This window comes from Bradyrhizobium guangxiense, from assembly GCF_004114915.1.
Lineage (GTDB): Bacteria > Pseudomonadota > Alphaproteobacteria > Rhizobiales > Xanthobacteraceae > Bradyrhizobium > Bradyrhizobium guangxiense.
Genome location: NZ_CP022220.1, coordinates 856,501 through 878,389, shown reverse-complemented (window position 1 = coordinate 878,389; position 21,889 = coordinate 856,501). Strand labels below are relative to the sequence as shown.

Below are 21,889 nucleotides of genomic sequence, written 5' to 3'. Positions count from 1 at the left end.
CGATGGGTGCGCTCACGAAAGCCGCGCAGGCGGAGGCCTTGATCCGCCGATACTTTCAAGCCTGCAACGATGCCGATCACCAGGCGCTGCTGGACTGCTTCACGAGCAATGCTGTCCACTATTTCCCACCCGGCCTGCCTGGTGCGCCCTGGCGCGGCGCTCAGGCAATAGCCGACGGCTGGGTCTGGTGTGTCAAAACGATGGGATCGCGCTGGACCATTGAGAAGGTTCTGGCCAGCTCGGACGGCCACGAAGCGGTGATCGAATGGACCCATTGGAAGACGGCCCTTGGTGAGGTGCTGCGCGGCGATGAATGGTACGTCTTCAACGACGACGTCACACGGATTGCCGAGATCCGGGCCTACTATGCCTCTCCCGTCAACAAGGCCGAGACAGTCAACAAGCTGCATGACTTCGACTATGAGGCCAGGGGCTATGCCATGGCGCCGCCCTCGCCTCCGCCCAAATTGTCCTGAAGCGCCCGGGCCTGTTCATGACCTCACTGACCGGAAAGACACGCGTTCATGCGCTAATAGGCTCGCCTATTTCGCAGGTGCTGGCACCGGGCTGGCTGACCAAGCGAATGGAGGATGCCGGATATGACGGTGTGCTGGTGCCGCTGCAGGTCGAGAGAGGCAATCTTGACACGGCTCTGGCGGCCCTCAAAGCAATGCTCAACATCGACAGTATTCTTATCACGCTGCCACACAAATTCGGGGCGATCGCGCATTGCGACCGCCTGTCTGATCGCGCCAAGGTCCTCGGGGCGATCAACGCCATGCGACGAGAACAGGACGGCCGCTGGCTCGGCGACAATTTCGACGGTGCCGGTCTGACTGCCGGATTGAAGAAGGCGGGCCATGCCATCGCCGGCAAAAACGTGTTCATGGTCGGCGCGGGCGGTGCAGGCTCCTCGATCGGCGTCTCCATGCTCGAAGAAGGCGCCCGCCGGTTGACCTTCCACGACCTCGACGCGTCAAACCAGAACAGCCTGTTTGACAGGCTTAGTAAGGCATATCCAGGCAAGGTCTCCATCGATACTGCCGTTCCTCGCGATTGCGATATTGTCGTCAATGCGACGTCGGCAGGCTTGCGGGACGGCGACCCGCTACCAGTCGATCCCGCTCAACTTGCGCCGCACATGATCGTTGCCGACGTTATCACCGATCCGGTCCCGACAAGGCTCCTGTCGGAGGCAGCCAAGATTGGCTGCGCCACGCGAGACGGCACGCACATGCTGGATGGACAGATCGCGCTTCTGTTCTCCTTCATGACCTCTGGTCATTGAGCATCAGACCGCTCACTAACGGCGACAGTCTCACGAAGTGAGACGATCTCTCGCGGACAATGAAAGACGGGCTTCACGTTGAAAGCCGCGCTCGCTAACGTTTCGCGCAATCATAACAACAATACTTGGCACTCTGGAGGAGACACTTGCGAACGCCATCGAGGCGGTCGGGCCAAAGGAATCGATCGCCGCCTGCTCCCTGAGTGGTCGCTCTGCCTGGCACCGCCGCGACGAGAATAACGCCGGGGCGGAAGCGGATGCGCTCCGAATACCGAGTCCGAATCGACCTCTTCTAGCCGAAAATCTGGGCGTAGCTCTAATTCGAACAGTCAATTGCCATCGGGAGGATTGAAAATGAAGACTCTTGCTAGAGTTTTGACAGCTGCTGTTGTCTCGCTGGCCCTCTTGGGGCAAACAGCGACAGCCGGGACGCTTGAGAAGATCAAGTCCGCGGGTATCATTCGCATCGCCGTCGATCTCAGTGTCCCTCCCTGGGCATTCAAGGACGAAGACCTCAATCCCACTGGCTCGGAAGTCGAAACAGCTAAGCTCTTGGCTGCCGATCTCGGCGTGAAGATGGAGATCGTGGGGACGAACAGCGCCAATCGCATTCCTTTCCTGATGTCGCATCGCGCAGACGCAGTCCTTTCGGCCTTGTCGATCACTGATGAGCGCAAGAAGCTGATCGCGTTCTCGCTGCCATATTCTGGAGCGACGTCCTATGTGGCAGCACCGAAGAGCATGCAGATCAAGACGTTCGCTGATTTGTCGGGAAAGCGCATTGCCGTCACGCGCGGCACGACGAACGATGCGGATGTGACTGCGGCGGCCCCGCGAGATGCGGAAATCGTGCGCTTTGAGGATGAAGCAACGACCATGACGGCGGTCGTGTCCAACCAGCTTGACTTGGTCGCGCAGGTGCCGACCCTTGTCGACCTGATCAATAAGAAGAACCCGGCCAAAGAGCTTGAGCTGAAGCTGCCGCTTCGGACCGCGCCTATGGGTGTTGGCATGCGTAAGGAGGATACGGATCTGAAGGAATGGGTCGACAGCTGGGTGAAGAAGAACATCGCCAACGGAAAACTCCAAGCGATCTTCAAGAAGTTTCAGGGCGCCGACCTGCCCCAGGAAGTCATCGCCGCGTCTCAATGACATGGCCTACGGCCCTTGAAACGAGCAAAGTCCTATGACTTACAATTTCGACTTCGCAGCCGTGCTGGCTTATTGGCCGCTCCTGTTGGAGGGTATCTGGACGACGCTACGGCTCACTTTATTCTGCACGGTGTTCGGCATCCTTTTAGGTGGTGCCTGCGCCGTGGTCCGGACCGGCGGGCCAACCTGGGCCCGTTGGATCGTCTCCTTGTATGTGGAGTTCATCCGCAATACGCCGCTGCTCGTGCAGTGCTACTTCCTAATCTTTGGCATTGCGAGCATGGGAATTCGGTTGCCCATCCTGGTTGGTGCGACCATCGCGCTGACGGTCAATATCGGAGCTTATACGACTGAGATCGTGCGTGCGGGCATTGAATCGATCCATCGCGGCCAGCTTGAGGCGGCGACCTGCCTTGGACTGTCGCGCACCCAAACCTATCTGCATGTGATTATTCGGCCAGCGCTGGAGCGCGTCTATCCGGCGCTGTCGAGCCAGTATGTTCTGTTGATGCTGGCCTCGAGCATCGTGTCCTCGGTTGGCGTTGAGGAGCTATTCGGGATCTCTAACCGTATCCAGAGCGAGACTTATCGCAATTTCGAAATCTTCGTCGTGCTCGGCGGCATCTATCTAGGTCTCGCCATACTGGTACGTGGGGGGTTTGCTCTCCTCGGGCTTGCGATGTTTCCTCGCCGCCGCAAGCTCGGAACCCCGCTGTGAGCATGGAGATAGCAGATGAATAGCGCCTACATTCTCTCGTTGCTCCAGGGGCTATGGGCGACGGTCGTATTGAGCCTGTTAACTTTCCTGTTTGGCGGCATCGCCGGCTTCATCGTCGCTCTGGCACGCATCTCGCGGAATTGGGCGATTTCGCGCGGGGCGGCGGCCTATATCGAGATCATGCAGGGACTTCCGTTGCTCGTCCTCATGGGTCTGTGCTTTTACGGGCCGAGCATTTTGGGCTACGACTCCTTATCTCCGCTGACGGCAGCGACCTTCGCGCTCACACTTTACAGCAGCGCCTATCTGGGCGAGATCTGGCGCGGCTGCATTCAGGCGGTGGCGAAGCCGCAATGGGAAGCCGCAGAGTGCCTCGGCCTGACGCGCTGGCAGCGCATGAGGGCTGTCATCCTGCCGCAAGCTCTGCGCATTGCCATTCCACCGACAGTCGGCTTCTTGGTCCAGATCGTCAAGAACACATCGATCGCCTCACTTGTGGTCGGATACGCCGAGCTCTCCTACAACGCAAAGATCATCAACAACGCAACATTTGAGCCGTTTCTCTACTTCGGCATCGCTGCCCTGATGTACTTTGCGATCTGCTATCCGCTGTCGGTTCAAAGCAGAGCCCTCGAAAGGAAACTCAATGTCGCCAATCGTTGAATTAAAGGACGTGCGCAAGAGCTTTGGCGAGCTGGAAGTCCTTAAAGGTGTCACCTTTGAGGTGAACAGGGGCGAAGTCGCCGCTATCATCGGCCAGAGCGGATCGGGCAAGAGCACGGCGCTACGTTGCATGGATCGCCTGGAGACCATCCAAGGCGGCTCGATGCTGATCTGCGGCCACGAGCTCCATGATGACGACATCGACTTGAAGTCTTTGAGACGCGATGTCGGAATCGTTTTTCAAAGCTATAACCTCTTCCCGCACCTGACCGTGGCCGAAAATATCATGTTGGCCCCGCGCATGGTAAAAGGCATGAAGCAGCGGCAGGCCCGCGAAATTGCGGATACTGTGATCGCCAAAGTGGGGCTGCGGGAGAAGATGGACTGCTATCCGGAACAGCTTTCCGGCGGGCAACAGCAGCGCGTAGCCATTGCCCGCAGCCTTGCCATGGAGCCTAAGTTGATGCTGTTCGATGAAGTGACTTCAGCGCTCGACCCGCAGCTTACGGGAGAAGTGTTGCGTGTCATGGAGCAGCTCGCGGCCGACGGCATGACCATGATCCTGGTGACCCATGAAATGGCCTTTGCCCGCAAGGTGGCGGACCGCGTCATTTATATGCGCGATGGCAAGGTGCACGAAATGGGATCGTCGGACATCCTGCGGATGCCTGCGACGCCCGAGCTGGCGGCGTTCGTCGCCGAATCAGCTGAGCATTAAGCTGCGGCAGTGAACGGGCGCTCAAACGGTCCATCTCAAATGGTTTGAATGGCGTTCTATGATCACCAACCAGCTTTTGACGGCCGGTGCGGCTCGACTTGGCTTCTCGGCGTCCGCTGGCGGACGCGTGACCTCTCTCGAGCTGTGCAGCAGCAAGGGTAGCGGCTTGCCGCGACGGGTCTTGCGTCCGTTCCCGGCCGGGGTAGAGCCCGCTCAGTTACTGCGCTGGCCCAAGGGTGGTATCTATCCCCTCGTCCCCTATAGCAACCGCGTGAGGGATGGGGTTCTTCTCTTCCAGGGTAAGCGGTACGAGCTTGCGGCCCATCCCGACGCGCTGCCGCATACGTTGCACGGGCATGCGCACAGGATGCCTTGGGAGACGATCTCGCTGACGCCATCGCAGGTGACGATGCGATACTCGCACAAGGGAGGCGCCGACTGGCCTTGGGCGTTCAGCGCAACTCTTAAGGTCGAACTTGAACCCTCGCGTGCCATATTTTGTCTCAATCTTCGAAACGAGGCGCAGACGCCGATGCCGGGTGGAATCGGCCTGCATCCCTATTTCGAGCACCAAGTCGATGACAACATAGAGTTTGACGCACCGATCGACTGGGCCGTGACGACGGACTATCTCGCCGCGCTGCCGGATGCCCATTCTGCCGGGCCCACAGCAGATTCATTGCCGCCCGGTGAGGTGACGCTTTATCGCAGTGGATGGCGCGGGCTCTGCGTTATTCACCGCTCGAATGGTGATCGGATTGAAATGCGAGGGGATCCTGCATTTTCGCATTTTGTGCTGCATCGGCCCGCTGATGCCGCACATCTATGCGCAGAGCCCGTCAGCCACGTTGCGGACGGGTTCAACCTGTTCGCTCGCGGTTGTGCTGACACTGGAACTGTGATTCTGGAACCCGGAGACGAGCTGAAGGGCTCTGTTGTGATTTCCATGAGTTGATAGCCGCGGATGGTCAAAGCTGCGGATGGCGTCGGACATTTGGTCTCCCTTTGCAAGCGCCGCGCCCCGGCAGGGATGGACCGTTCAGGCGAGCATTGTTCGAAAGTGCCAAACATTGCGAGACCCTAGCCTGCCAGTTGCATGCATTACCGAGAGATTCCGCTGAGCGGACGAAGTAATTCAGGGAACATAGACTGATGTGAATAGGGATAGGGTGCTGGCGAGGCGCTCACTTGGTTCAAGCGCTCCACCTCCTTGATGGAAAGTTGCCAGTCGAGGGCTGCGATGTTTTCAACGAGCTGTTCGGCCGTGCGGGCGCCAATGACGACACTTGAGACGGTTGGCCGGGCGAGTAGCCAATTGATCGCAACTTGAGACGCGCTTGTCCCGCGCTCCTGCGCGATATCGTTGAGCGCATCCACGATGTCAAAGAGCTTGGCGTCGCGCTCGGTCAGGCCTCCGAATTTCGCCGCTCGGCTGTCGGCCTGCGGCGGCCGGTCACGGCTGATCTTGCCGCTAAGCTTGCCGCCGGATAGCGGGCTCCATATGATGGCGCCTATGCCCTGATCGAAACCCGCGGGCATCAATTCGTGTTCATAGTCCCTGCACAGCAAGGAATAGTGGACCTGATGCGAGATGGGGCGCGGCAAGCCAAGCCAGTCAGCGGTGGTGGCCATCTTGGCCAGCTGCCATCCGGAGAAGTTAGACGCCCCAATATAGCGGACCTTCCCGGCCTTGATCAGTTCCTCGAAGGCGCGCAGTGTTTCCTCGATCGGTGTATTTTCGTCATAGCCGTGGAGTTGCAGCAGGTCGAGGTGATCGCAGCCAAGTCGCTTCAGCGAGGCCTCGCACGCCATTATGATGTGCTGCCGGCTCGCCCCCATTCCGTTCGGCCCGCTATGCGAGCGGTAGCCGAGCTTGGTGGCGATCAGGGCCTGCGATCGGCGTGAGCCCAGAGCCTTTCCGAGGATTTCTTCCGCCGCGCCCATCGAGTAGACGTCGGCGGTGTCAAAGAGATTCAGCCCCGCATCGAGGCATATGTCGACGAGCCGTCGGGCCTCCGATAGATCGGTCGTGCCCCACTTGCGAAAGAACTCGTTCCCACCGCCGAAAGTCGCTGTCCCAAAGGCCAGGGCTGGGATCCTCAGCCCTGAACGGCCGACACCCCTATGTTCCATCACATTGTCCTAGCCATAAGCACCCTGTGCTTGCCTCGTTGCAAAGCGGCTCATTTTGGATGCTCGATCTCGGGGGAGCGTCATCAGACTTCATCAATCACAGCGCCCATCTCGATCCGGGTCTGGCTCGACACAAGAGCACGGATCCGAGCCTTGCGGACGGGAGCGTGCCTGGAGTTACGGTGCGCCTCGACGGCCTCGTAGTCGTCGAAGAGTTCATTGGACATGAAAGTATCCGGCAGCACCACGCCATCAGGATTAACCGCCTGCAGGATTTCGAAGCGACGACAGCCAGGCTCCTCCGCCAGGGCGATTGCCGCAGCCTCTAGTAGTGTAGCCCTCAATTCCTCCTCACAACCCGCCTTCGCGACAAAGCGCGCGACGATGGCTAAAGTTCCTGACATGGCTTTCTACCTCAAGAGCGGAGAGACGGTCGCGGCATATGCCGACCGATAAGAAACAAGAAATAAGCCGCCGGTCGTCACGGGCGCGAGCGCTAGAAATCGAAAGGATCGCGCTCGACGAGACTAACCCAACGAAAGCCTCCCCTGGCGCACTTGGAAGGGGCTCAATTTAGCCGAAGGCGCAGGTCAAACCGGCAGCCCAGAGCTTCTCAGAAAGGACTGCCTGGCTTGGATCGCATCGGTTCGTGCAAACCGATGCGCTAAGATGCAAAGAACCGCTAGTCAGTCATTGAAGGGTATACCAGGCGCCGGTGTCGTCGGAAGCCCCGGCTCGGTAATGCGCGCGCAGTTGCTTGGCGTCTTTTTGCCTTCAAGTGTCTGTTTGAAGAACGCCAATGCGTCCGGGAAAGCGGCAATCAGGCCCCCGTTGTGAGTGGCACCAGGATAGGTGTTCCAAACGACCTCGTTTCCGGCCGAGCATAAGGCCGCCACGGCTGCATATTGGCGACGGGGCGGCAGTACTGAATCGGCCAGACCCGTGCCAAGCAGAACGGGCACCGGCAGCCGCACGGGCTTCATGTCGGTCGGAGACGCAAGGCTCGCTTCGATGTTCGCGATCGGTTGGACATAGGCGTTGTCGGCGGTGACAGTATCTTTCTGCGCGATCGCGCGCATCTCGCCGGTGCAGCCTTCTCGTGCTGCGCGTAAGACGAGCCTTCCCTTGTCAGTCACGAGGTTGTCTACGGGGGGTGCCTCATCGGGAAGCGAACCGCCGAGCATCATGAGGGTGAGGTAAATCGGCGAGCCAACCTTGAATGCCTCCGCAGGCCGGTAAGGGCCGTCGGGAAAGGTCGACACGACCCCTGTGGCGACTGTGGCGAGCAAGGGTACATCTGGCGCATAGTTCGGTGCGACCGTTGTTGCGCCCAAAGCTGCGCCTGAGCCTTGCGACTGACCACTGATGAAGACCTTGGGAGCGAGCTTGTCGCCATGGGCGGCGCGCGCTGCCCGGACGGCATCGAGCACGGAATGCCCTTCAGCTTCCCAGATCAGGTAAGGATGCGGGCCGGGACCGCCGAGACCCTGGTAATCGGTGGCAACGACCGCAAACCCATTCTCTAGCCATTTTTGGATGTAGGTTGCATCGCGCGGCTTGTGCCCGGCCCAGGACGGCGCGCACACGTCCGCAACGCCCAGCGTGCCATGAGCCCAGGCCACGAGGGGCCAGCCTCCGGCCGGCGGTTCTCCAACCGGCAGATACAGTGTCCCGCTCACCGGTACGATCCCGGCGTGCCAACGTACATCCGTCGAACTGTAGAGAATGCGTTCGGCGAGAGCCGCTTTCGTGATCTCCGGCTGGGCCTTCATTGGCTCTTCACGCAGCATCACGCCCGGCCTTGTGGGCAGCGGATCGGTCCAACGATAAAAAGCCGATAGGTTTTGATCGCCCCATTGGGGGCCAGTCGGCAGCGCGGTGTTCTGCGCGAAGGCCTCGGATAATGCCAAGGCCGAAAGGATCGAGATTGCGAGCACCGACTTCATTGTGAACCTGTTGGGATTGAGCTTTAGCAGCCTGTTCATTTTCTTCATCCGATCTGGTTCCATAACGGGCTATCGTGCGATGGACTTGAGCGCCTCTTCATGGGCAGCGCGCAGGAGGCCGAGAATGTAGCCGTTTGCGAACGCAAAGCCTATCACGTAAGAGGGATCATCCTGATGACGCGGACTATGATCGGCCAGCAGTGAGCCGCCGCTGTCGCGAAGCAGGCGAATGATGTTGAACAAGTCCACATCGCCCTCGTCATGATAGACCTCGACGAAGTCGTTCTGGCTGGCGCGGACATTGCGGAAGTGGATCTGATGAATCTTCTTTCTCTTGATCAAACCGTATAACAGCGCAAGCTGATCAACCCCTTCAGGCATCGATTCCCGTGAGACCCCGGTATCGTATTGAAAGCCATTATGAGGTGAATCGTACAGCTTCTCGTATTTGAGCAGCGCGTTCGCATAATCGCCGGCATCGAAGCTGTCGACACCGAGATAGCCGAGAGGCAGGCCGCCCGGATCGTAGGGGTGGCAAGCCATTTTGACCCCGCTCTCCGCGGCCACGGGGATGACGCGGGACGCCCAAACATGCAGGCGCTCCCAATAGTCGTCCGCTGAGACACGGCCTGCAGGGGTCGGCGGGAGGTCGCGCCAATTGTCTTCTAGCTTGAACGCGTCGTATTCCGACCCACCACGGCCCTGAACTTTGCGATTGCGCCGGATCGGGGTCAAATTCCAATGATAGCTGATGATCTTGACCCCGGCGCGGCCGGCGGTTTGGACGTTTTCGCAAATCAGATCCAGATAACGGTCGCGTTCCGGCCCCGGCGCCATCGCGATGTACGCCGAATCCATCCGGATGCTCTCCCAGATGAGATCGTTTTTCTGCAGCGTGTCGGCGATGCGCATCATGCCTTCGAGGCTCCAGCGCGTGGTGGGCTGAAGCCGCGCGCCTCCCATGCCCGTGCCGAGCGCCTGAGCGCGAGCAAGCGCACCCTCGTCGGGCGTATCGCTTCCAAAGACGTCCGGAGCGGCGTTTCTCGTCTCCAGCGAGACATCGAGATAGCGAATGCCCCACCGCTGGTGCCACTGCATGTTCTGCCGCGAGGTCACCGGTCCTCTGTCGAAGTTGCGTTGGCCACCCAGCCTGATCTTGTCGTTGACGCGCACGGCAAGCGAAGGGACGCCGCCGCTTGGCTCCTGCTCCGCGACCGCTGCACCTGACATGCCAGCGCTGGCGGACATGGCCAATAGGGCCTTTGTAAAGTCGCGCCGATCCATTTGTTGCATCTCCAACACGCCAGATCAGGATAGCGACTTCAGCAGCAGGGTCGCGATCACAATCATGATCGCCCCGCCGACACGAGTGGCGATCTGGGCGAATGCCATGAGGCCCATGCGATCGGCGGCGCCAAGGATGGCAACATCCCCGGTGCCGCCCAGTCCCGAATGGCAGGCGGTGACGATCGCAGCCTCGACCGGATACATGTTTAGCCACTTGCCGACATAAAAGCCGGAGGCAATCATGGCCAGCACGGTCGCGGTGCAGATCATGATGTATCCCGGGTTGAAGGAGGCGACGAGTTGTTCCCATTTGACCAGCAATGCGCCCATGGCGACGAGGATCGCAAAGGTCAGGTTGGTCGACATGAACTTGTTGATCTGGTAGGCGCCGAGCTCCATCTCGTTCGGTAGGATCTTGGTCAGCTTCAACGCGACCGCCGCGATGATCATCATGATCGGTCCAGGTATCCCTGTAAATGGCGCTAGGGTCATGCCAAGCACGAATAGACCGCAGGACAGCACCATACCTGCTCCCAGCAATCCGAGATCAATAGGCCGATCGGGCCGCACGTCGCCTAGGATGTCATTGTCGCCGGTCTTGACCAGCATGCCCTGCCCGCTCAGATCGCGCCGTCTCTCGCCAAGGCGCGCAAGAAGCCCGGCGCAAACGATTGCGACCACGTTGCCGAGCAATGCCGCAGGCACCATGTGTGCGACAAGATCGGCTTTCGGCCGCTGCAAGATCTCGGAATAAGCAATGGAGAGCGGCAATACGCCCTCGGCAAGGCCGCCGCCGACGATCGGAATGATGATGAAGAAGAACGTGTCCTTGGGAGTATACCCGAATGCCAGCCCGACCAGAATGCCGGCCGAGACGGCGGCAATGGTCCCGATCAGAAGCGGAACGAACATGCGGATGAAGCCTTGAACCAAGACGCGGTAGGGCATTCCGAGGATTGAGCCTGCGACGAGACAGGCGATGAAGAAGTATTGAAAATTGGCGGTCCGGAACGTCGTGGTGATTGCTTTAAGGGCGGCATCCGGCATCAAGCCATAGCTTACCAGTGCTGCCGGAACGAACAGGCATAGGATCGCGGTCCCACCGATCTGCTTGAGAACCGGTATCGTCTGGCCAAGCTTGCCCAGCAGAAAGCCGAGCAGCATGAGGACCAGGAGACCGCCGATCACATCGTTCGGGAGCTTTCCAGAGTAAACCGCGGCAGCACAGACGATGGCCGCTCCGACGTATATGCTGATTGGCAACGGGCCGATCTTGACGCCGTTGAGCTTCGTCGAAGGGATTGCCTCCGGCGCGGCCGGACGAAAAGTCGTGTCAACCAAAGTTCCCTCCAATTTTGTTATTTTCGTCATCCGGGCTGCGGCCAGTCTGCTGGCCGCGAGGACTGGCTTGCCAGTCAGAAGATCCAGGGATTCTCCGCAGCATGGCGTGCTTCGAAAGCGCGGATGTCGTCAGCAAGGACCAGGGTTGATGCGACGAAATCCCGGCCCGTCAGGAACGCCTCTTTCCTCGTCGGCTCGATGTCGAATTTGATCGGGCGGCGGCCACGGTCGAAGCGGATCGTCTGCGCTGCAAGATCAACGAAGACGTCGTTGCGCTCACGATGTGCCACAGCGTTAGCGATCTCAGCTACGAGATCGGGTTCGAGCGAGATCGTCAACAGGCCGTTGTTGCCGCAATTGTCATTGAATATCCCGGCGAAGCTGGTGCCGATCAATGCCCGGATGCCGAGCTGTTGAAGCCCCCACACCGCGTGCTCGCGGCTCGAACCGCAGCCGAAATTTGGGCCGACCACGAGGAAGCAAGCGTTGCGATAACCGTCCTGATTGAGAATAAACTCGGGATTGGGTTTACCGGCGGAGAAGCGCAGCAGATTGAAGGCGCCCTCGCCCAGCCCGCTCCGGTCCACGCCCTTAAGAAACATTTTGGGCATGATCACGTCGGTGTCGATGTTTGGCGACATCATGGGTGCAGCGACGCCTGAAACTTGATCGAATGGCATCATTGGCCTGCAACTCCCAGCAGTGAACGAACGTCAGCGATGTGGCCGGTGACCGCGGCCGCGGCCACCATTGCCGGACTCATGAGATGCGTGCGGGCGCCTGGTCCCTGGCGGCCTTCGAAATTTCGGTTGGTCGAGGACGCACACCGCTCTCCGGGCTTGAGCACATCGTCATTCATGGCAAGGCACATCGAGCAGCCGGATTGCCGCCATTCGACGCCGGCATCCGTGAACACTTTTGCAAGGCCTTCAGCCTCGGCTTGCGCTCTGACGTGGGTCGATCCCGGCACTACGATTGCCCGTACACCGGCCGCAACACGGCGGCCACGAAAGACCTCGGCCGCGTCGCGCAAATCCTCGATGCGCGAATTCGTGCAGGAGCCGATGAACGCAAAATCGATCGGGACGGATTGAATGGGATCACCGGCTCGAAGCCCCATATAGCTCAGGGCGCGAAGGGCCGCGGCCTTGCGTTCAGGCGCCACCTGTTGCGCAGGATCGGGGATAATATCGGTCACTGCAATTGCCTGGTCGGGGCTGGTTCCCCAGGTGACGAGAGGGGCGACATCCGCGACATCGAGCGCAACCTCGCGGTCGAACCGGGCATCGGGGTCCGAGGCGAGCGTCAGCCATTTCTTGGCCGCTCGCTCCCACATCTCGCCCTTTGGCGCGCGCGGCCGGCCCTTTAAATAGTCCAGCACCTTCTGGTCCGGGGCGACCACGACACCACGCGCGCCCGCTTCGACGATCATGATGGACATGACGATGCGGCCTTCGACGCTCATGTTTGAGACGACGGGGCCAGTGAACTCAACGGCATAGCCAGTAGCCCCGTCGGCGCCGATCCGCCGGATGATCTCCATGACGATATCTTTCGGCGTGACCCCGAACGGGACGTCTCCGGTGAGGTGGATGCGCATCGTTTTGAGGCGTCGGTAGCGCACCGTCGAGGTTGCAAGATAGTGCTCGATATCGGAGGTCCCGATGCCATAGCCGAGCGCGCCGAAGGCGCCATAGGCGGTGCTGTGGCTGTCGCCGGCGGCGATGACCATACCTGGCATGACGAGGCCCTGCTCGGGGGCGACGACGTGCTCGATGCCTTGGCGCGGATCGAGAATATCGAAATATTCGATGCCGAAATCCCGGGCGTTTTCAGCGAAGTAGTCAACTTGGCGCGCGGCGCCGCTATCCGGCATGGCGCGGGTGCGTTGTGCGGCTGTAGGGTTGACGTGATCGACCACCATCAGCGCCGCTTTGGGATTCCAAACTTTCCGCCCCGCGGCGCGCAGGCCGGCAAACGCCTGGGGGCTGGTATACTCGTTGAGGACGGTTCGGTCGACGTACAGCAGGACGAGCCCGGCATCATCCAGATTGCGGACCACATGGGAGTCCACCAGCTTGTCATACAACGTGCGCGCGGCCATCCCGCCTTCCTCCAAAGCTTCTTTCCGGCCACCGTGACGCGCGCGCGACTAGAAATCCAATGCCGGATGCTGATATCGTTATGCAAGGCCTGCATAAACGAGAGCTCTCCATGGAGATCAACTGGTTATACGATTTCATCGCGGTTGCGACAGCGCGCAGTTTTTCACGGGCCGCAGAGGAGCGAAACTGTTCCCAGCCGGCGCTCAGCCGGAGGATACAGGCGCTCGAGGTCTGGGCTGGCGCATCGCTGCTCGATCGCACCACGCACAGCGTCAATCTGACGCCCGCTGGTGAAGCCTTTCGTCACACTGCTGACGATATCGTGCGCAGATTGAGTGCCGGCCGGCTCGAGGCGCAGGAGCGGGCGCGCGGTGCCTCGGACGTACTGAAGTTCGCCTCGACCAATGCGCTGTCGCTGACGTTCTTTCCGGATTGGCTGCGTCGCATCGAGACCGAGCTACCATTCGTGCCCAACGTACAGCTCGTTGCCAATCATATGGAAGGCTGCGAACGGATCCTCTTGGCGAGCGATGCCCATTTTTTGCTTTGCCATTATCATCCGGCCGCCACGACGGCGTTGACGCCGTCGCATTTTCGCTCGCTGCATGTTGGTGACGATCGGCTGATCCCCGCATCGGTGCCGGTTTCGCGCCGCAACCGCAAGCCTCGCTTCAAGCTTCCGGGAACGGAGGGCGCGCCTGTACAGTTCTTGAGCTTCCGTTCAGAATCAGGGATGGGACGGATCCTGGAAGCGGTGCGTGCCACCTCCCCCTTGCAAGCTCATCTTCACACAACATTCACGTCGCATCTGGCGAAGCTTTTGGTCACGATGGTTCAGGCAGGCCGGGGCATGGCGTGGCTGCCGGAAAGCCTGATCAGTGATCAGCTTGCCTCTGGCGAGATTGTCGCGGCAGGCGGGCAGCAGTGGTACGTGCCGATCGAGATCCACGTATTCCGGCCTAAACTGCGGCTCGCCCAGGCGGCGGAGGCATTCTGGCAGCACATCGAGAAAGCAGCCACACATTCACGATGACGTAAGTAAAGTTGATGCCGCAGCAGTCACGCTTTTGGCCCGGCTATCTCAGTCGCTTATCAGCAGCGATGAAGTCGATAAATGTCCGGACCTTGGCTGAGAGGTATTTGCGCGTCGGATAAACCGCGAACAATTGGCTTTCGAAGATGCTCTGCTCCGGCAGCACTTGTTCCAGGCGCCCGGCGGCGAGATCCTCGCTGATCAGCCATTTGGGCAGCACCGCGAGCCCCATGCCTTCCAGGGCGGCCAGGTGCAGCAGAGTCTCGTTGCCGCTGAGCAAAACGGGGTTGAATTTGATAGTCTGCGTCCCACTTTCGCCCTGGATGGTGATACTCTCGCCTGGAGAGTGCAGCGCATAGTGCAAGAGGCTGTGTCCGGACAATTCAGCCAGATTCTTCGGGCGCTTTGCGCGATCGAGATAAGCGGGCGTGGCAACCATATAAAATGGGACCCTTGTGATCGGCCGCGCGATCAATGCCTCGTCAGGCGTGCCCGTCGCACGCAAGGCCAGGTCAAAACCTTCCTCGACCAGATTGACCAATCGTCCACTGAGATCGATGTTCAGCCGCACCTGTGGATAGCGAGCCTGATAGTCTGCCAAGACTTTCGAAAACTTCGGATTGGCCATCCAGACCGGTGCGGTTAGCCGCAATGTGCCGCGAGGAACTACGGTCACGTTGCTGACGGCCGCCTCTACCTCATCCAGGGACTCGAGCATTTGACGCGTCTGCTCGAAATATAATGCGCCGCTTTCGCTCAGGCTGACGCGTCGGCTCGTGCGGTTGAGCAGCCGTGAGCCCAGACGCTTCTCAAGCTGCATCACATGCTTACTCGCCATGGCGGGCGAGATGCCCAGCCGCTCTGCCGCGGCTGCAAAGCTCTTGAGCTCGGCAACCAGGCAAAAGACCTTCATGCTGACCAGCGTATCCATTCAGATCATCAACATATAGGAAATGAATCCATCCCAAAACAGATAATGATCCAAAATCGTGAAGCGACCAAACATGGTGACAGCCCTGTGATCGTCGGAGTGCCTGCCATGTCCACCGCCACCGCCCAAGCCGCCCCGCGGGAACGTCCCCTATGCGTGAGCCTTTGGATCGCTCAAGCCCTCCTCTTTTGCGTGTTCGCTTCGTCCGGGCTCGCGAAGCTGTTCATGCCGATTCCGCAGTTAGCGGCAATGATGCCATGGACAGGTCAGCACTCTGAAGCATTTGTCCGGGTCATCGGACTGATCGACCTCGCCGGAGGAATTGGCGTTCTCGTGCCTGCGTTAACCCGGATTATGCCGCGGCTGACAGTGCTTGCCGCGCTTGGCTGCTCCGTGTTGCAGGTCTTCGCTATCGTTTTTCATGTCTCTCGCGGCGAGGCCGAGCTCACGCCTCTCAACTTCATCTTGCTGGCCCTTAGCGTCTTTGTTGTCTGGGGGCGCGGGCGCAAGATACCGGTCGCGCCGCGCCGATCCTGATGCCGAGCTCCTAACCAGCCATGGCGGTGCTTCCCGAAGGCTCTCAGGGGATCGATTGGCGTCGAATTATCCCGGCGGCACGCTCCCACGATGCAGCTTCGCTCATCGCAGCATGTCTTCGCCCCTCCAAATGGATGGTAGCAGCAATCAGCCTCAGGCAAACCGGGTGTCCAGTTGCGCGCCACTTAAAGCGTTTCATGAGTACGATATAGCGGAGGTCCCGCTGGGCAATGATCCCTAGATCTCCATCGCGCGAGGGCGCTTTAGGCCTATATTCCGAACAGCAAGGCTTGCCGATGTTCGCCCAGCCATTCGCTCAAGGAGACGGGCATCCGTCCTAGGGTGCGCTCAACGAAGTCATTGCGCGCCCAAACCACCTCGTTCTGTTCTTCGTACTGGAAGAAATCCCAGAGATAGTGCAGCCGGATCTCTCCGAGCTCCCGGTACGCCTCGAAGAAGCCCGCTCTGCTGCCGTCGTGAACAATTCTTTCCTGAAAAACCTTGGTCATGAGATCGGCGACGTCGCTGAACCTCAGTATGTCCTGTCCGTTGTTCAGAGTGTGAAATTGACCAATGTGCCGATGATTGCTCGACAGGAAAAGACGTCCGGCCACTTCCGCAATGTCGCGTGGATCGATATAGGGAATCAAGCGTTCGGGCCAGATCAGCTTTCGCTCCTTCCTCAAGCCGTCCTTCATCCAGTAGAAGTTGTCCATGAAGGTTGCGCCGATGTTCAGGTAGGTGACAGGCAGACCGCTTTCGTCGAGGATTTCTTTTGCGATGGGGTGTTGGATGGGTAAACCAAGACCATGCTCGCGGAGAGACTGAGGAATTCGCCTTCGATTCGCTTCGGGTTGTAGGCCGACAAGACGTATAACGTGAACGGCGGACCTTGCCTTCTTGAGCAGGACAACGAGATTTGTCATCGCGTCGGCCTCGTTCGTGCCGCTTCTGGTCAGTACGAAGATTCCTTCCATTCCGTCGACCGCCTTCTCAAGCGATGCGAGATCAAAATAGCTGGCAATGACGACCTCCGCATGCGGGTGCTCGCGGCGAAGGACGTCACAATTGGCGGGATTGCTTGTTACGAGGCGCAGCTTGATCTGCGGCGCCTCCTCGCGCAAGAAGTGCGCAAGTGGGCCGCCGATATGAGCCGCTGCACCGAAAATGAGAATCGTGCTCGGAATCTTCTTCTGACCGTGTCGCATTAACAGACCTCAATAACCCCTGGCGAAGGCCCCACCCTGCCGCGAGCGGCTGGGTGGCCGCCTCAAGCCCCGAAGTTTTTCTGGATCGCCTTGTCGAGCGTCTCGCCGCCGATGAAACGCTGGCGCAATTCCCGCTTGAGCAGCTTGCCGGACGGATTCTTCGGCAGGCTGTCGACAAAGATCACGCGCTTGGGCACCTTGAAATGCGCCATCGATCCCGCACAATGCGTGATGACGGCATCCTCGTCGAGCTTCTCGCCGCTCTTAACCACGACAATCGCGGTTACGGCCTCGATCCAGTGCGGATCGGGCAGGCCCACGACGGCGACCTCGGAGATCGCCGGGATCTTGTAGATCATCTCCTCGACCTCGCGGCTGGCGACATTCTCGCCGCCGGACTTGATCATGTCCTTCACGCGGTCGACAACGGTGATGTAGCCCTCGGCATCGACGGTGGCGAGGTCGCCGGAGTGGAACCAGCCGCCAGCGAAAGCCGCCGCGGTCTTCACGGGATCGTTGTAATAGCCCGACAACAGATGCGGCGAGCGGTGTACGATTTCGCCGATCTCGCCGACGCCAACGTCCTCCATTGCCGTGTTGACGACGCGGGTCTCGACGTTGATGGCGGGTTTGCCGGCGGAGCCCGCCTTGCGGAGCTGGTCCTCGGGCGTCAGCACGGTCGCAAGCGGCGCGATCTCGGTCTGACCGTAAAAGTTCCAGAACTTGACGTTGGGCAGGCGGCGCTGGAGCTCGAGCAGCACCTCCACCGGCATGATCGAAGCGCCGTAATAGCCCTTTTGCAGCGACGACAGATCGCTCTTGTCGAAATTTGGCGAGCGCAGCATCGCGATCCAGATCGTCGGCGGCGCGAAGAAGCAGGTGATCCCGTGCGCCTGGATCAGCGCCAGAATGTTGTCTGCGGTCGGCTTGCCCGTGATCACGCCGGAGGCGCCGAGATAGACTTGCGGGCCGAGGAAGACGTCGAGCTGAGCGCAATGATAGAGCGGCAGCGCGTGCAGCACTTTATCGTCGGCGCTCATGCCGCCGTCGATGATGCAGCTCACATACTGCCACATCACGGCTTCATGGCTCAGCATCGCACCCTTGGGCAGGGATTCCGTGCCCGAGGTGTAAACAATCTGTGCGAGATCGCGGCTGTCGACGGAGGCCTCAAACAACGAGCTGTCGGCATCGAGAAGATCGTCGAAGCTGGTGAGGCCCGCCGGCTGCGCAGCGGGATCCTCGCCCGGCAACCAGATGAGCTTCTCCACCGCGCAGCCCTTACTGCTCGCGGCGCGTGCGGCCTCGACGAAATCGGGGCCGGTCGCGAGCAGCCTGGCGCCGGAGCTTTTCAGGATGAAATTGATCTCGTCGGGATTGAGCATGAAGTTGATCGGCACCAGCACCGCGCCGATCCGCGCTACCGCGAAGCGCAGCGCCGCAAAGGCATGCGAGTTGCGCGACAGCACGGCGAGACGGTCGCCCTTCCCGACGCCGAGGCCGGGTAGGCCACGCGCCAGTCGATTGCAGATCGCGTCCAGTTCGGCAAACGTCCAGCGCACCGCGCCGCAGCTCAAGGCTAGCTTGCTCGGCTCGCGGGCAGCCGAGCGGCGCAAGAGATCGCCAATCGAATGCTCGCGGGCTTTCGCGATCGTAACTCCGATATCTGCGTTCATCTCCCCTCCCTTGTGCTCGCTTCTGTCAGACCGTGTCCTGCTAGGGCAGCCCCACCGGCCTCGCGCTATCTTGCATATATTTTCCATATGGTCTAATTTGTATCAAGGGTCCGGGAGAGACCCCGCATGATCAGTCTAAGGGAGGATAAGCGGCATGATCGCCAGGATCGCAATCGTGGCCGCGGCCATGTTGGCCGTCAGCATTCAGGCAAAGGCCGACGACCGTCCGCTGAAGATCGGCTGGCTGATGAGCTATACCGGGCCGGGCGCCGCGGCCGGCGCCGCGTCCGATGCCGCGATCCAGGTGTTTTTCCGCAAGTTCGGCACTACGGTCGCCGGTCGCAGGATCGAGATCATCAAGCGCGACACGACGGGACCCGCACCTGACGTGGCCCGCCGCCTGGCCCAGGAGCTGATCGTCAGCGAGAATGTCGATTTCCTCGCAGGAATGGACTACACGCCCAACACAATGGCTGTTGCGCCGCTATCGACCAGCGCCAAGGTGCCCCTCCTCATCGTCAACTCGGCAACTTCGGGCATCCTCGCCAAGCATCCCTTCGCCGTTCGGTTCGGCTTCACGACCACCGAAATGGCGCAGCAGCTCGCGCTCTACGCCGCCAAGCAAAAGCTGAAATCCGTATATACGTTCGTGCATGAATACGAGCCGGGCCTCGATGCGGAGGCGATGTTCGTCCGTGAATACAAAGCGGCCGGCGGCGTGATTGCCGGATCTGTGCGGGCGCCGCTCAAGGCCACGGACTTCTCCGCCTATATCCAGCGCATCAAGGACGCGAACCCGGATGGCATCTTCGTGTTCATGGCTGCCGGCGAATTGACGCCGATCTTTCTCCGCCAGTTCAAGGAGGCAGGGCTGGATCCGGCCAAGATCATCGGCATCGGGGACATCACGGACGAATCGTCACTACCTGCCGCGGGCGAGGCCGCTCTCGGAGTTGTTACGGCCTTCCATTACACCCCGACGCATGATTCGGAGGTCAACCGAGAGTTCGCAGCCGCGTTCAACGCGGTCGCGCAGGGCCGGCCGCTCGGTTTCATACCGGTCGTCAGCTACGACGTCCTGCGTGCCATCTATACGGTCGTTGATGCGCAGAAGGGCGATCTCAATCCCGAGCGCACGATCGAGCTTCTGAAGCAAACAAGATTCGAAAGCCCGCGCGGCCCGATTGCGATCGACCCGTCGACCCGTGAGATCGTGCAGAACATCTACTTCCGAAGGGTCGAGAATCGGGACGGACAGATGGTCAATTTGGAGTTTGCGACCATTCCCGACGTCAAGGATCCTGGATCGGCGCGCTAGATCATGGTCGGCTTCGTCAACGTTCTGATCGGCGGCATCGCTTATGGGTTCGTGCTGTTTCTGATGGCTGGTGGCCTCTCCATCACGCTCGGGCTGATGGGCTTCGCCAATATGGCGCATGCGGCGCTGGCCATGGTTGGAGGCTACACGGCGGCATTGCTGATCGGCAAGGCCGGGTGGCCGTTCCTTGCGGCGGTGGCAGCGGCTGCCGCCATCGCGGCCGCCGTGGGTGCGATCCTCGAGCGCAGCCTTTTCCGGAGACTGTACGAGGCCTCGGAGCTGGAACAGGTCCTGCTGACGATCGGCGTCGTCTACGTGTCGATTGCCGCAGCCACCTATCTGGTCGGTCCAGAGCAGATGGCGATCGCGGTGCCTTCATGGCTGGACGGAAACGTCCGCATCGGCGCTGTCGAGGTCAGCCGCTACCGGCTTTTTCTGATCGGCTTCGGCACGGCACTTCTTCTGTCGCTGCTTGTTCTGATCGATCATACGAATTTTGGCGCCAGGATAAGGGCGGCCGTTTTCAACCGGCGGATGACGGCATCCTGCGGCATCGACGTCGCAAGACTGTACGCCCTCGCCTTCGCTCTCGGCTCCGCGCTTGCTGGACTAGGCGGCGCGCTCAGCGTGAAGCTCCTTGGCCTCGACCCGAACTTCCCCATCAAATTTCTGACGGAGTTGCTGATCGTGGTCAGCGTCGGCGGGCTCGGCTCCTTGCGCGGAACGTTTGCCGCCTGCCTCATGTTCGGGGTCCTTGACGTGGCCGGGAAATATCTGCTTCCGGAGATCGGCGCGTTTATCATCTATGCAACGGCGCTTTCCGTCCTGACGGTGCGCCCGCAAGGCCTAGCCGGCCGTCCGCAATGAGCGACATCACTCTCGACCTCGCGCGAACTGCGGTGCGCTTTCGCGCCAGATGGACCTTGGTCGAGCTGGTCTTTTGGATCGCTGCAGCGGCCTGCTATGTCCTCTTTCCCGGCAAGCTCGTCCTTCTCACACAGATCCTAATCGGCGGCCTGTTTGCGATGTCGCTCGATCTGTTGCTCGGCTATGGCGGGATTCCGTCCTTCGGACATGCCGCCTTTTTCGGACTCGGCGCCTACACGGCGGGATTGCTCGCTGCGCATGGCTGGGGCGAGCCGATCTCCGGCGTTCTTGCTGCCGGGCTCGTGACCGGCGCTCTCGGCTTCGCCTTCAGCACGCTGATTGCAAAAGTCCGCGGCGCCGCAGTGCTCATGGTGACGCTTTGCATCGGGCTTCTGCTCTATGAAGGCGCAAGCCGCCTGCCTTGGCTCACCGGCGGCGACAGCGGTCTCCAGGGAATCGAGATGTGGCCGCTGCTCGGGCTGTTCGAGTTCGATCTCTTCGGCCGAACCGCGTTCTGGTATGCCTATTGCAGCGCATTGACGCTTTATCTTGTCGCCCGGCGTTATGTCCACTCGCCGGAGGGTCTCGCGCTGCAGGCCATTCGCGAGAACCAGACCCGCGTTCCGATGCTCGGCGTCTCCATCACACGGCGCAAGATGATCGCTTTCACGATATCGGCGGCGAGGCGCGCTGCTGGCGCAGACCACACAGATCGTCGCACTGGAAACGTTGAGCTTCGAACGATCGGTGTCGGCCCTCGTCATGCTGATCGTCGGCGGAATTGGCACGCTTATCGGCGGCTTCATTGGGGCTGCCGCGTTCATCTGGATGCGCGACCTGCTGTCGACGGTCAATCCTGTATATTGGATGTTCTGGCTCGGCCTGGTGCTGATCGCGATCGTGTTGACGGCTAGAGGCGGCCTACTCGGCGTCGTGAGCCTGGTTCGGAGCAAGATCGTGCGCTGGAG

Annotated in this window: 22 protein-coding genes; 12 read left to right on the top strand and 10 right to left on the bottom strand. The window is 60.2% G+C overall.

From position 1 onward, the window contains the following. The first annotated feature begins 2 nt into the window (after nucleotides 1-2). From X268_RS38625 to X268_RS38595, 7 genes are all read left to right on the top strand, one after another. On the top strand, nucleotides 3-476 hold the full coding sequence (locus tag X268_RS38625) for a nuclear transport factor 2 family protein (RefSeq protein ID WP_128930047.1): 474 nt from the start codon (nucleotides 3-5) through the stop codon (nucleotides 474-476). A 17-nt stretch (nucleotides 477-493) separates the two neighbouring features. Beyond that, a complete protein-coding gene (locus X268_RS38620) occupies nucleotides 494-1,288 on the top strand; it encodes a shikimate dehydrogenase family protein (RefSeq protein ID WP_128930046.1) in 795 nt (264 codons plus the stop codon). Between the two features lie 354 nt (nucleotides 1,289-1,642). Next, nucleotides 1,643-2,440 (top strand): transporter substrate-binding domain-containing protein, encoded by a 798-nt coding sequence (locus X268_RS38615; RefSeq protein ID WP_128930045.1) that lies wholly within the window; start codon nucleotides 1,643-1,645, stop codon nucleotides 2,438-2,440. A gap of 34 nt (nucleotides 2,441-2,474) precedes the next feature. Next, a complete protein-coding gene (locus X268_RS38610; RefSeq protein ID WP_128930044.1) occupies nucleotides 2,475-3,158 on the top strand; it encodes an amino acid ABC transporter permease in 684 nt (227 codons plus the stop codon). A gap of 15 nt (nucleotides 3,159-3,173) precedes the next feature. Further along, entirely contained in the window at nucleotides 3,174-3,821 is a 648-nt protein-coding gene (locus X268_RS38605) for an amino acid ABC transporter permease (protein WP_128930043.1), read from the top strand. Beyond that, complete coding sequence (locus X268_RS38600) at nucleotides 3,805-4,539, top strand: amino acid ABC transporter ATP-binding protein (protein ID WP_128930042.1); 735 nt, start codon at nucleotides 3,805-3,807, stop codon at nucleotides 4,537-4,539. The genes X268_RS38605 and X268_RS38600 overlap by 17 nt, the downstream gene beginning before the upstream one ends. Nucleotides 4,540-4,597: 58 nt before the next feature. Then, entirely contained in the window at nucleotides 4,598-5,494 is an 897-nt protein-coding gene (locus X268_RS38595; protein ID WP_128930041.1) for an aldose epimerase family protein, read from the top strand. Between the two features lie 146 nt (nucleotides 5,495-5,640). On the opposite strand, the gene X268_RS38590 is transcribed toward X268_RS38595, so the two are convergent. The 7 genes from X268_RS38590 to leuC form a co-directional block, all read right to left on the bottom strand. Further along, entirely contained in the window at nucleotides 5,641-6,672 is a 1,032-nt protein-coding gene (locus tag X268_RS38590; RefSeq protein WP_128930040.1) for an aldo/keto reductase, read from the bottom strand. Nucleotides 6,673-6,755: 83 nt separating this feature from the next. Further along, on the bottom strand, nucleotides 6,756-7,076 hold the full coding sequence (locus X268_RS38585) for a putative quinol monooxygenase (RefSeq protein WP_128930039.1): 321 nt from the start codon (nucleotides 7,074-7,076) through the stop codon (nucleotides 6,756-6,758). A gap of 282 nt (nucleotides 7,077-7,358) precedes the next feature. Then, nucleotides 7,359-8,666, bottom strand: a complete 1,308-nt coding sequence (locus tag X268_RS38580; protein ID WP_232995552.1) for a lipase family protein — start codon at nucleotides 8,664-8,666, stop codon at nucleotides 7,359-7,361. A 21-nt stretch (nucleotides 8,667-8,687) separates the two neighbouring features. Next, nucleotides 8,688-9,902, bottom strand: coding sequence for a mannonate dehydratase (locus tag X268_RS38575; RefSeq protein ID WP_164933591.1), 1,215 nt, complete (start codon nucleotides 9,900-9,902; stop codon nucleotides 8,688-8,690). 24 nt (nucleotides 9,903-9,926) lie between these two features. Then, nucleotides 9,927-11,246 (bottom strand): 2-hydroxycarboxylate transporter family protein, encoded by a 1,320-nt coding sequence (locus tag X268_RS38570; RefSeq protein ID WP_245478026.1) that lies wholly within the window; start codon nucleotides 11,244-11,246, stop codon nucleotides 9,927-9,929. A gap of 74 nt (nucleotides 11,247-11,320) precedes the next feature. Further along, the gene (gene leuD / locus X268_RS38565; protein WP_128930036.1) at nucleotides 11,321-11,929 is read right to left on the bottom strand and encodes a 3-isopropylmalate dehydratase small subunit; all 609 of its coding nucleotides are present in this window, start codon (nucleotides 11,927-11,929) and stop codon (nucleotides 11,321-11,323) included. Continuing rightward, entirely contained in the window at nucleotides 11,926-13,350 is a 1,425-nt protein-coding gene (gene leuC / locus X268_RS38560) for a 3-isopropylmalate dehydratase large subunit (RefSeq protein ID WP_128930035.1), read from the bottom strand. The genes leuD and leuC overlap by 4 nt, the downstream gene beginning before the upstream one ends. 110 nt (nucleotides 13,351-13,460) lie before the next feature. Here leuC and X268_RS38555 point away from each other — a divergent pair, with 110 nt between their 5' ends. Next, nucleotides 13,461-14,384: a LysR family transcriptional regulator gene (locus tag X268_RS38555; protein WP_128930034.1), complete on the top strand. Its 924-nt coding sequence runs from the start codon at nucleotides 13,461-13,463 to the stop codon at nucleotides 14,382-14,384. 43 nt (nucleotides 14,385-14,427) lie between these two features. On the opposite strand, the gene X268_RS38550 is transcribed toward X268_RS38555, so the two are convergent. After that, the gene (locus tag X268_RS38550) at nucleotides 14,428-15,315 is read right to left on the bottom strand and encodes a LysR family transcriptional regulator (protein ID WP_128930033.1); all 888 of its coding nucleotides are present in this window, start codon (nucleotides 15,313-15,315) and stop codon (nucleotides 14,428-14,430) included. A gap of 108 nt (nucleotides 15,316-15,423) precedes the next feature. Between X268_RS38550 and X268_RS38545 the strand changes: the two genes are divergently transcribed. After that, on the top strand, nucleotides 15,424-15,852 hold the full coding sequence (locus X268_RS38545; RefSeq protein WP_128930032.1) for a DoxX family protein: 429 nt from the start codon (nucleotides 15,424-15,426) through the stop codon (nucleotides 15,850-15,852). 269 nt (nucleotides 15,853-16,121) lie between these two features. Here X268_RS38545 and X268_RS38540 read toward each other — a convergent pair whose 3' ends face one another. Together X268_RS38540 and X268_RS38535 are read right to left on the bottom strand one after the other, a co-directional pair. Further along, nucleotides 16,122-17,060 (bottom strand): SDR family oxidoreductase, encoded by a 939-nt coding sequence (locus X268_RS38540; protein WP_128930031.1) that lies wholly within the window; start codon nucleotides 17,058-17,060, stop codon nucleotides 16,122-16,124. Nucleotides 17,061-17,122: 62 nt separating this feature from the next. Continuing rightward, nucleotides 17,123-18,736 carry an acyl-CoA synthetase gene (locus tag X268_RS38535; RefSeq protein WP_128930030.1) on the bottom strand — a complete coding sequence of 538 codons (1,614 nt, stop codon included), beginning with the start codon at nucleotides 18,734-18,736 and terminating at the stop codon, nucleotides 17,123-17,125. Nucleotides 18,737-18,890: 154 nt separating this feature from the next. Here X268_RS38535 and X268_RS38530 point away from each other — a divergent pair, with 154 nt between their 5' ends. From X268_RS38530 to X268_RS38520, 3 genes are read left to right on the top strand one after another with little or no spacing between them, the layout of a single operon-like run. Further along, nucleotides 18,891-20,054 (top strand): ABC transporter substrate-binding protein, encoded by a 1,164-nt coding sequence (locus X268_RS38530; protein ID WP_128930029.1) that lies wholly within the window; start codon nucleotides 18,891-18,893, stop codon nucleotides 20,052-20,054. A gap of 3 nt (nucleotides 20,055-20,057) precedes the next feature. Next, nucleotides 20,058-20,921, top strand: coding sequence for a branched-chain amino acid ABC transporter permease (locus tag X268_RS38525; protein WP_128930028.1), 864 nt, complete (start codon nucleotides 20,058-20,060; stop codon nucleotides 20,919-20,921). Continuing rightward, nucleotides 20,918-21,835, top strand: a complete 918-nt coding sequence (locus X268_RS38520) for a branched-chain amino acid ABC transporter permease (protein WP_128930027.1) — start codon at nucleotides 20,918-20,920, stop codon at nucleotides 21,833-21,835. The genes X268_RS38525 and X268_RS38520 overlap by 4 nt, the downstream gene beginning before the upstream one ends. Nucleotides 21,836-21,889 lie beyond the last annotated feature (54 nt).

Bases quoted from the DNA above. Each gene is read 5' to 3' on its own strand.
- X268_RS38555 (WP_128930034.1), top strand. From the start codon at position 13,461: ATGGAGATCAACTGGTTATACGATTTCATCGCGGTTGCGACAGCGCGC.
- X268_RS38590 (WP_128930040.1), bottom strand. From the start codon at position 6,672: ATGGAACATAGGGGTGTCGGCCGTTCAGGGCTGAGGATCCCAGCCCTG.
- X268_RS38600 (WP_128930042.1), top strand. From the start codon at position 3,805: ATGTCGCCAATCGTTGAATTAAAGGACGTGCGCAAGAGCTTTGGCGAG.
- X268_RS38545 (WP_128930032.1), top strand. From the start codon at position 15,424: ATGTCCACCGCCACCGCCCAAGCCGCCCCGCGGGAACGTCCCCTATGC.
- X268_RS38595 (WP_128930041.1), top strand. From the start codon at position 4,598: ATGATCACCAACCAGCTTTTGACGGCCGGTGCGGCTCGACTTGGCTTC.
- X268_RS38605 (WP_128930043.1), top strand. From the start codon at position 3,174: ATGAATAGCGCCTACATTCTCTCGTTGCTCCAGGGGCTATGGGCGACG.
- leuD (WP_128930036.1), bottom strand. From the start codon at position 11,929: ATGATGCCATTCGATCAAGTTTCAGGCGTCGCTGCACCCATGATGTCG.
- X268_RS38520 (WP_128930027.1), top strand. From the start codon at position 20,918: ATGAGCGACATCACTCTCGACCTCGCGCGAACTGCGGTGCGCTTTCGC.
- X268_RS38550 (WP_128930033.1), bottom strand. From the start codon at position 15,315: ATGGATACGCTGGTCAGCATGAAGGTCTTTTGCCTGGTTGCCGAGCTC.
- X268_RS38585 (WP_128930039.1), bottom strand. From the start codon at position 7,076: ATGTCAGGAACTTTAGCCATCGTCGCGCGCTTTGTCGCGAAGGCGGGT.
- X268_RS38615 (WP_128930045.1), top strand. From the start codon at position 1,643: ATGAAGACTCTTGCTAGAGTTTTGACAGCTGCTGTTGTCTCGCTGGCC.
- X268_RS38535 (WP_128930030.1), bottom strand. From the start codon at position 18,736: ATGAACGCAGATATCGGAGTTACGATCGCGAAAGCCCGCGAGCATTCG.
- X268_RS38580 (WP_232995552.1), bottom strand. From the start codon at position 8,666: ATGAAGAAAATGAACAGGCTGCTAAAGCTCAATCCCAACAGGTTCACA.
- X268_RS38530 (WP_128930029.1), top strand. From the start codon at position 18,891: ATGATCGCCAGGATCGCAATCGTGGCCGCGGCCATGTTGGCCGTCAGC.
- X268_RS38540 (WP_128930031.1), bottom strand. From the start codon at position 17,060: ATGCGACACGGTCAGAAGAAGATTCCGAGCACGATTCTCATTTTCGGT.
- X268_RS38620 (WP_128930046.1), top strand. From the start codon at position 494: ATGACCTCACTGACCGGAAAGACACGCGTTCATGCGCTAATAGGCTCG.
- X268_RS38625 (WP_128930047.1), top strand. From the start codon at position 3: ATGGGTGCGCTCACGAAAGCCGCGCAGGCGGAGGCCTTGATCCGCCGA.
- X268_RS38525 (WP_128930028.1), top strand. From the start codon at position 20,058: ATGGTCGGCTTCGTCAACGTTCTGATCGGCGGCATCGCTTATGGGTTC.
- X268_RS38575 (WP_164933591.1), bottom strand. From the start codon at position 9,902: ATGGATCGGCGCGACTTTACAAAGGCCCTATTGGCCATGTCCGCCAGC.
- leuC (WP_128930035.1), bottom strand. From the start codon at position 13,350: ATGGCCGCGCGCACGTTGTATGACAAGCTGGTGGACTCCCATGTGGTC.
- X268_RS38610 (WP_128930044.1), top strand. From the start codon at position 2,475: ATGACTTACAATTTCGACTTCGCAGCCGTGCTGGCTTATTGGCCGCTC.